The 13,796-nt window shown below is 47.6% G+C and carries 14 protein-coding genes; 9 read left to right on the top strand and 5 right to left on the bottom strand.

The window, feature by feature from the left end; all coding sequences use genetic code 11:
• Positions 1–10: 10 nt before the first annotated feature.
• From AC3ITG_RS20485 to AC3ITG_RS20445, 9 genes are all read left to right on the top strand, one after another.
• On the top strand, positions 11–538 hold the full coding sequence (locus AC3ITG_RS20485; RefSeq protein WP_063566800.1) for a hypothetical protein: 528 nt from the start codon (positions 11–13) through the stop codon (positions 536–538).
• Complete coding sequence (locus tag AC3ITG_RS20480; RefSeq protein ID WP_413372304.1) at positions 531–2,033, top strand: AAA family ATPase; 1,503 nt, start codon at positions 531–533, stop codon at positions 2,031–2,033. The genes AC3ITG_RS20485 and AC3ITG_RS20480 overlap by 8 nt, the downstream gene beginning before the upstream one ends.
• A 132-nt stretch (positions 2,034–2,165) precedes the next feature.
• Positions 2,166–3,038 carry a 3-hydroxyacyl-CoA dehydrogenase family protein gene (locus tag AC3ITG_RS20475; protein WP_413372303.1) on the top strand — a complete coding sequence of 291 codons (873 nt, stop codon included), beginning with the start codon at positions 2,166–2,168 and terminating at the stop codon, positions 3,036–3,038.
• Positions 3,035–4,240, top strand: a complete 1,206-nt coding sequence (locus AC3ITG_RS20470; protein WP_413372302.1) for an acetate/propionate family kinase — start codon at positions 3,035–3,037, stop codon at positions 4,238–4,240. The genes AC3ITG_RS20475 and AC3ITG_RS20470 overlap by 4 nt, the downstream gene beginning before the upstream one ends.
• Before the next feature lie 102 nt (positions 4,241–4,342).
• A complete protein-coding gene (asnS, locus tag AC3ITG_RS20465; protein ID WP_489251202.1) occupies positions 4,343–5,638 on the top strand; it encodes an asparagine--tRNA ligase in 1,296 nt (431 codons plus the stop codon).
• 17 nt (positions 5,639–5,655) lie between these two features.
• On the top strand, positions 5,656–6,360 hold the full coding sequence (locus AC3ITG_RS20460; RefSeq protein ID WP_489251201.1) for a DnaD domain protein: 705 nt from the start codon (positions 5,656–5,658) through the stop codon (positions 6,358–6,360).
• 280 nt (positions 6,361–6,640) lie between these two features.
• A complete protein-coding gene (locus AC3ITG_RS20455) occupies positions 6,641–7,144 on the top strand; it encodes an RNA polymerase sigma factor (protein ID WP_489251200.1) in 504 nt (167 codons plus the stop codon).
• Positions 7,134–7,586, top strand: a complete 453-nt coding sequence (locus AC3ITG_RS20450; RefSeq protein ID WP_489251199.1) for a hypothetical protein — start codon at positions 7,134–7,136, stop codon at positions 7,584–7,586. The genes AC3ITG_RS20455 and AC3ITG_RS20450 overlap by 11 nt, the downstream gene beginning before the upstream one ends.
• Before the next feature lie 37 nt (positions 7,587–7,623).
• Positions 7,624–8,904 (top strand): multi-tm2 domain protein, encoded by a 1,281-nt coding sequence (locus AC3ITG_RS20445; protein ID WP_413372298.1) that lies wholly within the window; start codon positions 7,624–7,626, stop codon positions 8,902–8,904.
• 143 nt (positions 8,905–9,047) lie between these two features.
• Here AC3ITG_RS20445 and AC3ITG_RS20440 read toward each other — a convergent pair whose 3' ends face one another.
• Genes AC3ITG_RS20440 through AC3ITG_RS20420 form a run of 5 tightly spaced genes read right to left on the bottom strand, consistent with a single transcriptional unit; the run spans position 9,048 to position 13,742 of the window.
• A complete protein-coding gene (locus AC3ITG_RS20440; RefSeq protein WP_413372297.1) occupies positions 9,048–9,701 on the bottom strand; it encodes a methylthioribulose 1-phosphate dehydratase in 654 nt (217 codons plus the stop codon).
• A gap of 2 nt (positions 9,702–9,703) precedes the next feature.
• Positions 9,704–10,381: a 2-hydroxy-3-keto-5-methylthiopentenyl-1-phosphate phosphatase gene (locus AC3ITG_RS20435; RefSeq protein ID WP_489251198.1), complete on the bottom strand. Its 678-nt coding sequence runs from the start codon at positions 10,379–10,381 to the stop codon at positions 9,704–9,706.
• Positions 10,378–11,601, bottom strand: a complete 1,224-nt coding sequence (locus AC3ITG_RS20430) for a 2,3-diketo-5-methylthiopentyl-1-phosphate enolase (protein WP_489251197.1) — start codon at positions 11,599–11,601, stop codon at positions 10,378–10,380. The genes AC3ITG_RS20435 and AC3ITG_RS20430 overlap by 4 nt, the downstream gene beginning before the upstream one ends.
• The gene (gene proC, locus AC3ITG_RS20425) at positions 11,598–12,458 is read right to left on the bottom strand and encodes a pyrroline-5-carboxylate reductase (RefSeq protein WP_076288972.1); all 861 of its coding nucleotides are present in this window, start codon (positions 12,456–12,458) and stop codon (positions 11,598–11,600) included. Before proC ends, AC3ITG_RS20430 begins: the two co-directional genes overlap by 4 nt.
• Before the next feature lie 36 nt (positions 12,459–12,494).
• Positions 12,495–13,742, bottom strand: coding sequence for a glutamate-5-semialdehyde dehydrogenase (locus AC3ITG_RS20420; protein ID WP_489254506.1), 1,248 nt, complete (start codon positions 13,740–13,742; stop codon positions 12,495–12,497).
• Between the last annotated feature and the right edge of the window lie 54 nt (positions 13,743–13,796).

The following is a 13,796-nucleotide window of genomic DNA, read 5'->3' as shown; positions in this document are numbered from 1 at the left end:
GGTAACTCACTTGAAGATAAAAGTATTGCCTATTGCTCTGACTGCCGTCATTTCAGCCGTTGTGTTGTTTGGAGGTTGGTTTGTGTATCGTCATGTGGCTGTGCAAAGCCCAATTGAAAAGATGGTTACCCAGTACGATGGAGTCAATGATGTTCAATTAACTATTAACCGCAATGATGTACAGTTGAAACTTGATCTGCAGCCGGATGTTGATCTGGGCAGGTTGGTACAATATATTCACAAAGAAGGACAGACCTTGATTGGCACTCGTTCGTTGAAGCTGGATGTCGTGGATCATTCCAACGAAGCGCTAGAGAGCTGGTGGGGAAGCGCGATGTTTACCGTAGCTCAAGCGATGGAGAACAAGCAATACACCGAGATTACACCGACTTTGTCTAAAATGGCTACGAATGGGATCAAGGTAAACACAGCCATGGATGACAATAATGTATATGTCAGTCTCAGAGATGGAGATGCCAGCAAGTTTATTATTCTGCCGCGTGTGCCCGGTCAGATAGGAGTGTGGCCTAATGCCTAAATGGACGAAAGAAATTGCCATTGGATTTGTACCCGTATTGATTATCTTTCTCGCTTTTATCGGTGTAAACATGATTCCCATTCTGATCGCTGCAATGCTTGTGGGTGCTCTGCTGCTCATGATGCAAATGCGTGGTGGGATTACGGTGGGGGCAGGTCAGGAACGTAAACGCAAGAAAAAAGGACCTTCCAAGCTGACTTTTGAAGAAATCGGTGGTCAGGAGAGTGCCAAGCAGGAACTGCGGGAAGCACTTGATTTTCTCATTCGACATGAAGAAATTCAGAAGTTTGGTATTCGTCCTTTGAAAGGTATCCTGCTTACTGGCCCTCCAGGAACAGGTAAAACCTTGATGGCCAAAGCTGCTGCTCATTATACCGACTCTGTTTTTGTAGCTGCTTCAGGCAGTGAGTTTGTTGAGATGTATGTTGGTGTAGGCGCAGGCAGAATACGGGATTTGTTCCGTGATGCAAGAACACGTGCCGCTAAAGAAAATAAGGAAAATGCTATTATATTTATCGATGAAATTGATGTGATCGGTGGAAAACGCGAAGGTGGACAACAGCGTGAATATGATCAGACGCTGAATCAGCTGTTGACGGAAATGGATGGCATTTACTCTTCCGAAACACCACGTATACTCGTGATCGCCGCTACGAACCGAAAAGAAATGCTGGATAGCGCGCTGACACGTCCAGGTCGTTTTGACCGTCATATTCAGGTGGATTTGCCGGATAAGAAAGGCAGAAAACACATACTGGAGCTGCATGCAGTCAATAAACCTCTTTTGGAAGGGGTGAGCCTTGAGAAGACAGCAGAAGAATCCTATGGTTTCTCTGGAGCACAGCTGGAAAGCGTGATGAACGAAGCTGCAATTTACGCGATGAGAGACGCGCTGCCCAACATTGAACAGCGCCATCTGTCCCTTGCGATTGATAAAGTAATGATGGGTGAGAAGACAGACCGCGAATCCAGCGTGGAAGAGAAGAAAAGAGTGGCTATTCATGAATTGGGACATGCCATCATGGCTGAACTGGTTCGTCCTGGCAGTGTGAGTCAGGTTGCACTCAGCCCTCGTGGACAGGCCTTGGGTTATGTACGTCATAACCCGCAACAAGAGCAATTTCTGTACACGAAGCGTTTCCTTGAAGAGCAAATCATGATTGCTCTCGGAGGTGCAGCAGCGGAGGAAATGTATTACGGTGGACGCAGTACAGGATCACGCAATGACTTTGAACAAGCAACGAATGTGGTACAAACGATGATGGCTTCCGGGCTCACGACGTTGGGTATTGTTAACATGGATATGGTAACTACGGAAGAATTAATGCGGGAGAACAAATTGATCCTGCAAGACCTGATGGAACAGACCAAACGATTGCTTGAAGAACAGCGGACAATTTTCGACAATTCCCTCGACACGTTGCTCAGGGAAGAAGTATTGTCTGGCGATCAATTTCGTTGTCAATTTCGTGACAGCGCCCTTCTACCGGCATAATTTATTTATGTCGGTTATTTTTTTTTACATTTCACTCGTGCTAAGATATTATTATATGTTGGGTCGAAATTTGTAATTTTCGGCGAACAGGGTACAATAGAGAATAGAGAACCGAAAGGATGGAGCAGAACCATGTTTTTCAAAAAGATAGGAGTTGTCGGCGGCGGCACGATGGGGCAAGGTATTTCCCAGATGCTTGCAGCCAAAGGACTTGATGTGCTTCTGGTGGAACACACAACGGAGAAGCTTGATCATGCATATAACATGATTGAGACTAACCTCGATAAACAACTGGAGAAATGGGCTATAACGAAGGCTGAGAAGAAATTGATTCTCTCCCGTATTACCAAAGTTGCTCATTTGGCTGAACTCGGAACTTGCGATATGGTTATAGAGACTATTTCTGAAGATCTGGACGCGAAAAAAGCGGTATTTAGTCAACTTGACCAAGTTTGCCCAAGCAACGTAATTCTTGCAAGTAATACATCCACGCTGAGTTTGACTGAGCTTGCAAGCTCAACCAAATACCCAGAGCGTGTTATTGGTATGCACTTTATTCACCCGGTTTCCCGGGTTGATCTTGTAGAGATTATTCGTGGTCTTAAAACATCCGATAGCACTTTTGCAGAAACTAGACGTTTTGTGGAAGAAGTAGCGGACAAAAAAGGCGTTATGATCTATGAATCGCCTGGATTTGTTACGTCCAGACTGATCTGTCTTCTGATCAACGAAGCGCTACATGTACTGCAGGAAGGTGTCGCTTCCGCTGAAGATATTGATGACGCTATGCGTATCGGATACAATTTCCAGCACGGACCGCTTGAGATGGCAGACCGTTTCGGATTGGATTCAGTAGAAGCTGCACTCGAAAGAATGTTCCGTGAATTCGGTGAATTGAAATATCGTCCTTCCACAGTCCTGAAGAAAATGGTGCGTGCAGGACACCTGGGTGTTAAAACAGGCGAAGGATTCTTCAAGTACGACAAGGATGGTGACCGGCTGTGAAAGTACTCGTAATTAATGCGGGGAGTTCCTCGCTCAAATATCAATTGTATAACATGACGGATGAATCCGTATTGGCAAAAGGTCTGGTAGAGCGGATCGGCATGGACTCTTCCATTCTGACTCATAAACCAACGGGCCGCGAGGATGTTACGGAAGTTAGCGAAATTCTCGAACATACTACAGCGATTCGTAAAGTTATTGACATCCTGACAGACAAAGAAAACGGTGTGCTTGGTTCCGTTGATGAAATTCAGGCTGTTGGACATCGTGTAGTTCACGGTGGTGAAGCATTTAAGGAATCGACATTGGTTGATGATGCTGCCAAAGCAGAAATCCGCCGTCTGTTCGATCTGGCTCCACTGCATAACCCTGCAGCAATGATGGGTATTCGTGCGGCTGAATCTAATATGCCAGGGGTACCACAGGTAATGGTCTTTGATACGGCTTTCCATCAAACGATGCCGGAAAAAGCATATCTGTATGCCATTCCACGTGTGCTTTACAAAAAGTATAAAGTGCGTCGTTATGGAGCACATGGTACTTCCCATGATTACGTAAGCAAGGCAGCAGCTGAATATCTGGATCGTCCATTGGAAGATCTGAAGGTCATCACATGTCATGTTGGTAATGGTGGTAGCGTAACGGCTGTACAAGGCGGCGTATCCGTGGACACGTCCATGGGCATGACTCCACTCGAAGGATTGATGATGGGAACACGTAGTGGTGACCTGGATCCGGCAATTGTACCTTATGTTATGAACAAGGAAGAACTGAGCGTGAGCGAAGTAAACTCCATGTTGAATAAACATAGTGGACTTCTTGCAATCTCCGGCATCAGCAGCGACATGCGTGAAATCACGGAAGGTATGGAGGCTGGCGATGCTAACTCCACGCTTGCATTCGAGATGTACGAATATCGTTTGCGTAAATACATCGGTTCTTATGCAGCAGCAATGAACGGTGTAGACGTGATTGTATTTACGGCTGGTGTAGGTGAGAACTCCGTTGTTCTTCGCCAAAAAGTATGTGAGCAACTCACGTACCTGGGTGTTGAACTGGATGAAGCGCTGAATGCAATTCGCTCTGGAGAACCACGCCGCATCACAACAGCGAATTCCAAAGTGGACGTTCTCGTAGTTCCTACGAACGAAGAATTGGTGATTGCAAGAGATACACACCGAATCGTATTGAATTCTCTGTAATCTAATTGTAAAGTGAATATAGCATGACAAGGAAGTGCAGGGGACAGGCATATGCCTGCCCGCTGCATTTTCAAATTCAGGATTCCAAGGAGAGATATGGGCATGAGTACGGATTGTGTAATTCGTAATGTGAGTGAGCATGTGGGCGAGACTGTTAAAATCGGCGCCTGGATTAACAACAAACGTTCCAGCGGCAAAATTCAATTTTTGCAACTGCGTGATGGAACCGGATATATTCAAGGGGTAGTGGTTAAGAGTGAAGTCAGCGAAGATATCTGGAATGCTGCGAAGAGCTTGACTCAAGAAAGTTCATTGTATGTAACAGGTATTATCCGCGAAGAACCACGTAGTGCATCCGGTTATGAGATGACGGTTACTGGCGTGGAAATTATCCATCTGACTGAAAACTATCCAATTACTCCGAAAGAGCATGGGGTAGACTTCCTGATGGATCATCGCCATCTGTGGCTGCGTTCGACAAAACAACGTGCGATTATGGTCATTCGTGCTGAGATCATCCGCGCTGTTCAGCAGTTCTTTGATGGTAACGGATTCACACAGGTTGATCCTCCGATTCTTACACCTTCATCTGCTGAAGGAACGACGAACTTGTTCCACATCAAATACTTTGATGAAGATGCCTATCTGACACAAAGTGGACAGTTGTATATGGAAGCTGCAGCAATGGCGCTGGGCAAAGTGTACTCCTTCGGTCCTACGTTCCGTGCCGAGAAATCCAAAACACGTCGTCACCTGATCGAGTTCTGGATGATTGAGCCGGAAATGGCGTTTGTGGATCACGAGGAAAGCCTTCGAGTGCAAGAGAAGTTTATTGCTCACGTGGTTCAAACAGTTCTGAAAAATTGCCGTGCTGAACTGGAGTCCATCGGACGTGATGTATCGAAGCTTGAAAACATTATAGCTCCATTCCCTCGCATTACGTATGATGAAGCGATTGAATTCCTGAATGGACAAGGCTTCGATATTCCTTGGGGAGAAGACTTTGGTGCTCCACACGAAACGGCAATTGCCGAGAAATACGAAACACCGGTGTTTATTACCCATTATCCGGCTGGAATCAAGGCATTCTACATGAAACCTGATCCAAATCGTCCTGAAGTTGTCCTCTGTGCAGATATGATCGCACCAGAAGGATACGGAGAGATCATTGGCGGTTCCCAGCGTATTGATGATCCGGAACTGATGCAGCAGCGCTTTGATGAGCATCATTTGTCGGAAGAGGCATATCAGTGGTATCTGGACTTGCGTAAATACGGATCGGTTCCTCACTCCGGCTTCGGTCTGGGATTGGAGCGGACGGTAGCATGGATCTGTGGATTGGATCACGTACGTGAGACGATTGCATTCCCACGTATGCTCTATCGTCTGTACCCTTAATGCTTAACCGCGAGTCCATGGAAGAAACCGGCTCCAAAGCCTGGTTGAATGGAGCAGCTTACGGTATGGCATCAGGGACAGCGCAGCTCCCATATGCTTTATTGCGCTATTATCATCAGCTGGGGTTAAGTGACGCAGAGGTGCTTCTGCTGATTCAATTGTTTGGTTTCCGGCAAGTCGAATTCAATGAGTTCCCAACGCTTGAAGAGCTTGCTACCCGTATGGGTCTTGCTCCTGAAGGCATCGCCAGAATGCTGCAACGTCTTATGAGAGACGGGTACATTCAGATTGACGAGCATCGGGATGAAGAGCGTGACATTCAGTATGAACGTTATGATTTGCATGGATTATATGCGAAGCTGGCAGGATGTACAGCAGAGGAATTGGCCGTTGCTCGTAAGCAGCAGCAGGACAGTAATGCATTGCGCCCGGATTCGAACAGTGTTCAAAAAGAAGAGGAAGAACGAAATATGTTCTCTATTTTTGAAAAAGAATTTGGCCGCCCGCTTTCCCCGATGGAATGCGAGACTATATCCAGCTGGTTGGATCAGGATCGCTATCAGGAGGAACTGATTCTCATGGCATTGAAGGAAGCGGTGTTTGCTGGTAAAGTGCACTTCCGGTATATCGACCGGATTCTGCTTGAATGGAGCCGTAACCGCGTGAAGAATGTGCAGGACGCCAAGGCATATACGCAGCGGTTTCGTAACGGAGGACGTTAACACCAATGTTAGATTAGGCAACAACTTCATTCAGAATAAACCAAAAACAGGCCAGAAGATATTCTGAGCCTGTTTTTTTAGATTATAAAGACCGTTAAGTTAGACACGTTAAGTTCCCGGTGGAACTGACTTTTCAGGCAATGTGTAACCTTTTTATAAAAAAACGAACGAATACGCAGGGTTCAACAAACAAGTTGTCGTCTATTGTAGTGGAGAGGAGGGGAGAGTCATTGATGAAGCGCGCTTAATCGAACAAATCCGTCAAGGCGATACATCCCAGATGCGCTTGTTGATCGAAAAGTACAGCCAGCATGTATATCATGTGGCCTACTCCGTATTGCGGAACGATCAGGATGCACAGGATGCAGCTCAGGAGGCGTTCATTCAGATGGTTAAATCTCTCCCCGATTACCGATCCGAAGGTTTCAAAACGTGGTTAACCCGAATTGCCTTTCACAAAGCAATTGATGCCAAACGCAAGCTGGGCAGACGAAGCGCTGAGGATCTGGGCGGAGAAGAAAAAATAATGAACATGCCCGGTCGTGAAGAAGATGTTCTTGCCCGCCTCGTGCGTGAAGAGCGTCAGGAGAAGTTGCGCGAGCGAATCAATCAGCTGCCTGCCCAGCATAGGGACATTATTACTGCGTATTACTTAAGTGAAAAAAATTATGAGCAGATTGCCCGTGATGCACAGGTGGCAGTGAAAACCGTGGAGTCCCGTCTGTATCGTGCCCGGCAGTGGATTCGAAATCATTGGAAGGAGGATGAGTGGCGTGAGGATTAAAAGGATGTATACCGTCCAGGAATGGACTGATTATATTGAAGGCCGAATGACTGCAAACCAGGCAAGTATGATGGAACAGATGCTTATGGACATTCCGGAAGCGATGGACAACTATCTCGAAGCACTCGGCATTCATCGGGAGTTGCCACAACTGAAGGACCCGGTAGGCTTCGCCGATTCGGTCATGAACCAAATTACGGAAATGCAATCCTCCAAGCCAAAGCGCAAATCGCGTTCCGGACGAAGACGTCTCTGGCTGGATCACAAAGTGTTTCATTATGCAGTAGCGGCTTGTCTGACGTTAATCTTCCTCTCCTCAGGACTGTTTGACAAGGTAGCGCCTTATCATAAGTTCCAGGAAGGTGATCACAGGGGGTCATTTACGGAAAAATGGACGGAGGCAGCCACTTCATGGCTGGATCACTTCAAGCCTGGACCATAAATTTATTCGCATTGCCTGAAAAGAAAGGATGAAGACTGTGCAATCAGATCGTAACAAATTACTTGCATTCTTATTAAACCTGATTCCGGGTCTGGGTTTTCTCTATTGGGGTCGGCCTGCCAGAGCTGTAATCTATCCATTACTCTTTTTTGGGACAGTTGTTGGTTCGTTTATGCTGGCAATTCTGGTGAGTGAGAGGGAATTAATGATTCTTGGAGCCTTGGGGGCCATATTCTTCTGGTGTGTCAGCATGCTGGATATGATTATCGTTCTGCTGCGTGCCCCATCTCCTAATGATGCCCGATACCATGGATATGGCGCACATTACAGTGGACAGCATCAGGGAGCATACGCTGGTCAGGAAGGTCATCTGGGACAGATGGAGATGGACCAGGAGGGAATACATCAGCATCAGGGTGGTGAGTATGGTAACCCCGAAGGGGCTTACGGTCAACCGATCTATCGGAAAGGTAGTGAAAGCGAACGATTTTTTACAATTTTGCTTTCCTTTGTTCCAGGTCTGGGACATCTTCATCTCGGACTGTTACATCGCGGTTTATCATTCCTGATCGCGTTCTTCGGTTCATTTGCCATGATGGTTTTTGTAGCTTCCATTACGAATGAATCCGTATTTCTGATGTTCTTGCTCATTCTGCCTGTCATTTGGGTATACTGCATGTTTGATGCCGTCCAGCACGTGCATCGCAAGCAGGCCGGTGAGGTATTGCAGGATCGGACCTTGTTCGAGGAACTGGAGATGGGCAGGGCTTCTGGACGGCGAAGCAAAGTGCTGGCAACCTTGTTATCAGCCTTTCCGGGGGCGGGACATCTGTATCTGGGACTGCAAAAAAGAGGCATGCAACTCATGTTCCTGTTCCTAGGCAGCATCTACATTCTGGACCTGCTTCATTTATCGGTGTTCCTGTTCATGATTCCGTTGATCTGGTTCTACAGCTTCTTTGACGGACTTCAGTGTTCAAGCCGGTATGGCCGAGAACCGTTAACAGATCAACCCATTTTCAAGGATTGGGCTCGTCACCAGCGCCTGATTGGATTCGGAATTGCTGCATTGGGATTGTACTATCTGTTTATCCGCTTGGTCATTCCGCAGCTGAATGAGATGTTCCCGGATGCATTTATGACGTACGAGATTCGTTCGTATGTGAACACCGTCATTGTGTCCTTGCTGCTCATTTTTGGCGGTCTAAAGCTGCTGTTTGGCAAGCAGAGGGGGACGGGGGTCCATAGTGCGGTTCATCGAAATGATGAGGGAGCAGACAGTCTCTTTTTATTCAAGGATCGGGATGATCGACTGTAGAACTTTACAGATTTTTTCCGAATGGGAACAAAGAAATCATAGAAAACAAGAAATTCCCCAAACATAAAAAACACGCCGAGGACTATGTATATTAGCCTTGGCGTGTTTTTGGTTTTGCAGCTTTGATTTCGAATAAATGATTGCTATTTCGTAGCACCCTTCAGCAGAAGTTGACGGTACATCACTTCGAACAGGAACTCGAACGCTTCCAGGTGACGTTTCGCTTCAAAAGCATCCTTGCCCCATGCATAAATACCGTGATTACGCAGCAAAATTCCCGGTACTTTGGCGTCAAGTACACCTGGTACCAATTCAGCAATGGATGGAATATCCGCGAAGTTAGGCAGAACCGGTACACGAATCTCCGCATTTTCTTCCCAGATGTTGAAAGCCTTGATCAACTCGATGCCTTGAATCGGTACGTGTCCATCTGCTCCAAAAAACTCGCTGATCAGGTTGTTAAATACGGTATGCACATGGAACACGGCGCCACAGCCGGTTAAACGATAGATCTCGCAGTGAATCAACGTTTCAGCGCTCGGTTTCAAGGTCGTAGTCTCAATGGCCGTACCATGCTTGTCCACAAACAGAAAGTCTTCCGGTGTACGGAGAGATTTGTCTTTGCCTGATGCAGTAACTGCAAAGTAGAATTGCTCCGGATCGAAGTCGCCCACACGCATCGACAGGTTGCCACTTGTACCAGGGAACCAGTTACGGCTGGCAAACAGCGCTTTGATATCAGCCAGTTCTTCAAGCACCTGGCGTTTATGTTCTAATGTAATCTTTTCAAAACCCATCTTTACAGCACTCCTTGTGTTTGCTTCTGTTTCATATCTTCCATAATATCGTAGAAGGTTGTGAATGGGACATGATCCACACCCAGCTCTATACACTTATCCGTCAGGATGGAACGGGAGTAGACAAGATCAGCGATTTTGGCACCTTCAAAATCCGTTAGACTGTCTCCAATGAGGATACGATTATATTGTTCTTCCGGGAATGTACGAATAACCGTCGTTTTACACATGCCGCAGCCGTTCTCACAAGGAGGCTGACATGGATTAGGCCATTCAATACGTATGAATTCATCTGTGAAATCTGCCCCGTTGCAATAAACATGATCCTGTGGAATATCGAATGGAGCGAGCAAAGGCTCGATAAAAAAGTCCATTCCGCCACTGGTGACATTGAATTCAATGCCCTCGTCCCGAACGTATGCAAGAAATTCGCTGAACCCTTCTCGGATGCCAGCCTGTCCAAGTACAAATTCCACAATTTCATCTTTCTGCGAAGAAGGCAACAGAGCGAACATCGCTCCAACACCTTCGCGGAGCGAGATTCGCCGTTCAATCGTGTCTTTCATAATCACTTCAATACCTTCGGGTTTAAAATGTTTCATAATCGCTACGATATTGTCCGAAAGGGTGATCGTGCCATCAAAATCACAGAAAATGACCGTTTTTTTATTACTTCTCATCGTTCGCCACCCCATAGATCCAGTGCACTTTTCAGCTCAGGATGTTCAACTGCATATTCTGCCAGTGGAATGGAACGCTGGGCTGCCTCAATTGCCTGCAAGAATGCCCGTCCGCCTGCCTCAGTGCCCATGGGATGTCCATGGATACCTCCGCCGGCATTAACGATGACATCGGTGCCGAAGTCACGCAGAATAAGTGGTACAAGCCCAGGGTGTATACCTGCTGAAGGCACAGGCATGCTGGTTCTGACCGGAAGTTCAGGTGACAGCAATTGTTCTGTAATGGCCATATTTTCCTCCTTCGGCATCGTTACCGATCCGTAAGGGGAAGGGAAGAGCACCAGATCCGCTCCGGCAAGTCGCATTAGCTGACCCAGCAGAACGGATGCCGAGATACCATAATGTGGTGAAGGATACACTGCACCTGCAAGCGCAGGGTGAGCCATGATTGGCACGTTGATGTCCGGATCACTGCTAAGTTCGTGCAGCACGTCATATCCGTAGGACAAGACATTGAACAACAGCGCATTTGCTCCTGCATCTATCGCGCGTTCAGCCTGTTGTTTCAGGCGTGAAGTAGGTCCAGTCAAATTCGCGGCATAAAGAAGTTTCTTACCCGTCTCCTTGCGTGCCTGTTCTGCAGCTTTCATGCAGACCTCGACTCTTTTCTCAATCGGAGTCAGTTTGTTCTCAAACAGAATTTCATCGTCCTTAATTAAGTCCACTCCACCAAGAGCCTGGCGAATAAACTGTTCCCTCAATTCGTCTGCATCCAGTCCAATGACTGATTTAAAGATACTCATTAACAATGGACGATCATGTACACCTAGCAGATCACGAACACCGTTCAGTCCAAACTTGGGACCGGGGAATGCGCTGAGGAAGCCGTCCGAGAATCCAAGCCGTGTTAGTTTGATGCGTCCATCCATTGAGATCTTGCCAAAGACCGTCACGAGCAGTGCAGGAATATCACGGCTGAAATTTACATCCGGATAACCGATGGTAATATCGGCGTAACGCTCACCTGGGGCCATGCCCTCAGCTTCATGCACCTCAACGCTGATGACCTCACCCAGATGTTTCTGCATAGCCTCACGCTTGGCCTGAGGTAATTCAGTCCAACTGCCAACAGTCATGCCGACAGCAATGGACTCAGCCTTCTTGCGGAAGTCTGCACGATCATCATGCAGACGATATGTGGCTGTGCACATATTATTCATTTTAAATCTCCTTCCAAAGCAGCTCCCATCTCCCGTGAGCGCTCTGCACAGCGGTTGACGGCTGCGATTACATTTTCAAAGAAATCTCCCTCATCCAGCGTTTTTAGTGCTGCCTGAGTTGCGCCTCCCGGGGAGGTCACATCACTACGGAGCTTCATTGGCTCTAAGCCAGTCTGTTGTACCATGCGTGAAGCACCCAGCACGGTCTGAACAGTCAGATCGCGGGATTGTTGGCTGGACAAGCCGCCACGAATACCTGCGGCAATCATGGCCTCCATCAAATAGTATACATAAGCCGGACCACTTCCGGAAATACCTGTGAGCACTTCGAGTTTATCTTCAGGTACGATGGTCACGATTCCAACAGCTTCGAACATCGTCATGACTGTACTGCGCTGTTCATCGGTAATTTCTTCAGAGAAGGCAAGTCCGGTTGCGCCGAGCCCGATTGTACTGGACGTATTCGGCATGGTGCGGGCGATCGGTTGCTTGCGTCCCAGTAGGGATTGCATCGTACGGATCGATAATCCGGCGATAACGGAGACGATTAATTGATCGGGGGACAGGAGCGGCCCAAGTTCACGCAGCGCTGCGGCAGCATCCTTCGGTTTCATGCAGAGTACAATAACCGGAGAAGCGGCGAGATGATCCAGCGATTGTGCAGCAGTTCCGGTATGTACGGCATAACGGGTACTGAGCTCCTCCTGACGTTTCTGGTTGCTGCGGTTCAGCATCGTAATATCCTGAGGACGAACGACAAGGCGGGAAATTAATCCGCGCACGATGGCTTCAGCCATCGCACCTGCTCCGTGAAAAGTAATCTTTTGTTGTAATAACGTCTGTTGTTCTTGACTCATATTTATCGTTCCTCCTATATAACTGTAGCTGCGATATTATTGCCGGATTTGTCCATTTCCAGTGATACGGTATTTGGTTGATGTCAATGCAGGCAGACCCATAGGTCCACGAGCATGCAGCTTCTGGGTACTGATCCCAATTTCGGCTCCATAACCGAATTCAAACCCGTCTGTGAAACGAGTAGAAGCATTATGGTATACAGCGGCTGCATCTACATCATGTAAAAAACGTTCTGCATTGCTGGTATCCTTGGTGACGATACACTCTGAATGCTTCGTGCCATAACATGCGATATGCTCCATCGCTTCATCCAGGTTCTGAACTACACGGATGTTTAAAATATAATCATTGTACTCTGTAGCATAATCTTCTTCCGTCACAGGAAGGGCAGAGGGAACCAGACGGCGAACCGTGTCACACCCCTTCAACAGGACATTCGCCTCACGGAGTTGTTCGGCCAGAGTCTGCAGATTCTCCTCCGCGTAAACGGCGTGCAGCAACAAGGTTTCCATGGAGTTGCAAACGGATGGACGTTGTGCCTTGGCATTAACAGCAATCTCCGCTGCCATGACCGGATCGGCAGATGCATCCACATAGGTATGACAGATACCTGCGCCAGTTTCGATCACAGGCACTGTTGCATTGGCAACCACATTGCGAATCAGTGAGGCTCCGCCGCGTGGGATGATGACATCGAGCAGTCCATTTAACTTGAGCATTTCGTCCACGGAGGAACGGTCTGCATCCTCAACAAGCTGCAAGGCATCAGCTGGCATGTCTGTTGTTGCCAGTGCCTGATGGAGTACCTCCACAATTTTGCGATTGGAGGAGAGGGCAGAGGAGCCGCCTCGCAGCAGTACAGCGTTGCCTGTTTTGAGGCATAGTCCGGCTGCGTCTACTGTAACATTAGGACGGGCCTCATAGATAATGCCGATCAGACCGATGGGCACTCTCAATTTTTCAACATGCAATCCGTTCGGACGAGTGAATGTCTCCAGCACTTCGCCCACAGGGTCCTGTAACTCCACGATCTGACGCAGTCCTTCAGCGATGCCGGCGATACGCTCCTTATTCAAAGCGAGGCGATCCAGCATCGATTCCGGAGTGCCTTGCTGTCTGCCACGTTCCAGATCCTCAGCGTTTGCTGCTATAATGGAATCCGCTTGGGCAATCAATGCGTCCGCCAGGACCAGCAAGGCGTTATTTTTTTGTTCTGTGCTCAGTCGATTCAGTTGTGGAACCACGGCTTGGGCCTTGCTCGCTTTTTCCCTGACTTCACTCATCATAAATTCCTCCCATATATAAAAGTGGAAACGTAAGATTATTTAATGGCTATA

The sequence above is a fragment of the Paenibacillus sp. GL_099_B genome (assembly GCF_057835695.1).
The sequence above is the reverse complement of the archived record's forward strand: the minus strand, read 5'-3'. Positions and strand labels throughout refer to the sequence as shown.

Bases quoted from the DNA above. Each gene is read 5' to 3' on its own strand.
- AC3ITG_RS20460 (WP_489251201.1), top strand. From the start codon at position 5,656: ATGGAAGAAACCGGCTCCAAAGCCTGGTTGAATGGAGCAGCTTACGGT.
- asnS (WP_489251202.1), top strand. From the start codon at position 4,343: ATGAGTACGGATTGTGTAATTCGTAATGTGAGTGAGCATGTGGGCGAG.
- proC (WP_076288972.1), bottom strand. From the start codon at position 12,458: ATGAGTCAAGAACAACAGACGTTATTACAACAAAAGATTACTTTTCAC.
- AC3ITG_RS20440 (WP_413372297.1), bottom strand. From the start codon at position 9,701: ATGGGTTTTGAAAAGATTACATTAGAACATAAACGCCAGGTGCTTGAA.
- AC3ITG_RS20420 (WP_489254506.1), bottom strand. From the start codon at position 13,742: ATGAGTGAAGTCAGGGAAAAAGCGAGCAAGGCCCAAGCCGTGGTTCCA.
- AC3ITG_RS20435 (WP_489251198.1), bottom strand. From the start codon at position 10,381: ATGAGAAGTAATAAAAAAACGGTCATTTTCTGTGATTTTGATGGCACG.
- AC3ITG_RS20480 (WP_413372304.1), top strand. From the start codon at position 531: ATGCCTAAATGGACGAAAGAAATTGCCATTGGATTTGTACCCGTATTG.
- AC3ITG_RS20455 (WP_489251200.1), top strand. From the start codon at position 6,641: ATGCGCTTGTTGATCGAAAAGTACAGCCAGCATGTATATCATGTGGCC.
- AC3ITG_RS20430 (WP_489251197.1), bottom strand. From the start codon at position 11,601: ATGAATAATATGTGCACAGCCACATATCGTCTGCATGATGATCGTGCA.
- AC3ITG_RS20475 (WP_413372303.1), top strand. From the start codon at position 2,166: ATGTTTTTCAAAAAGATAGGAGTTGTCGGCGGCGGCACGATGGGGCAA.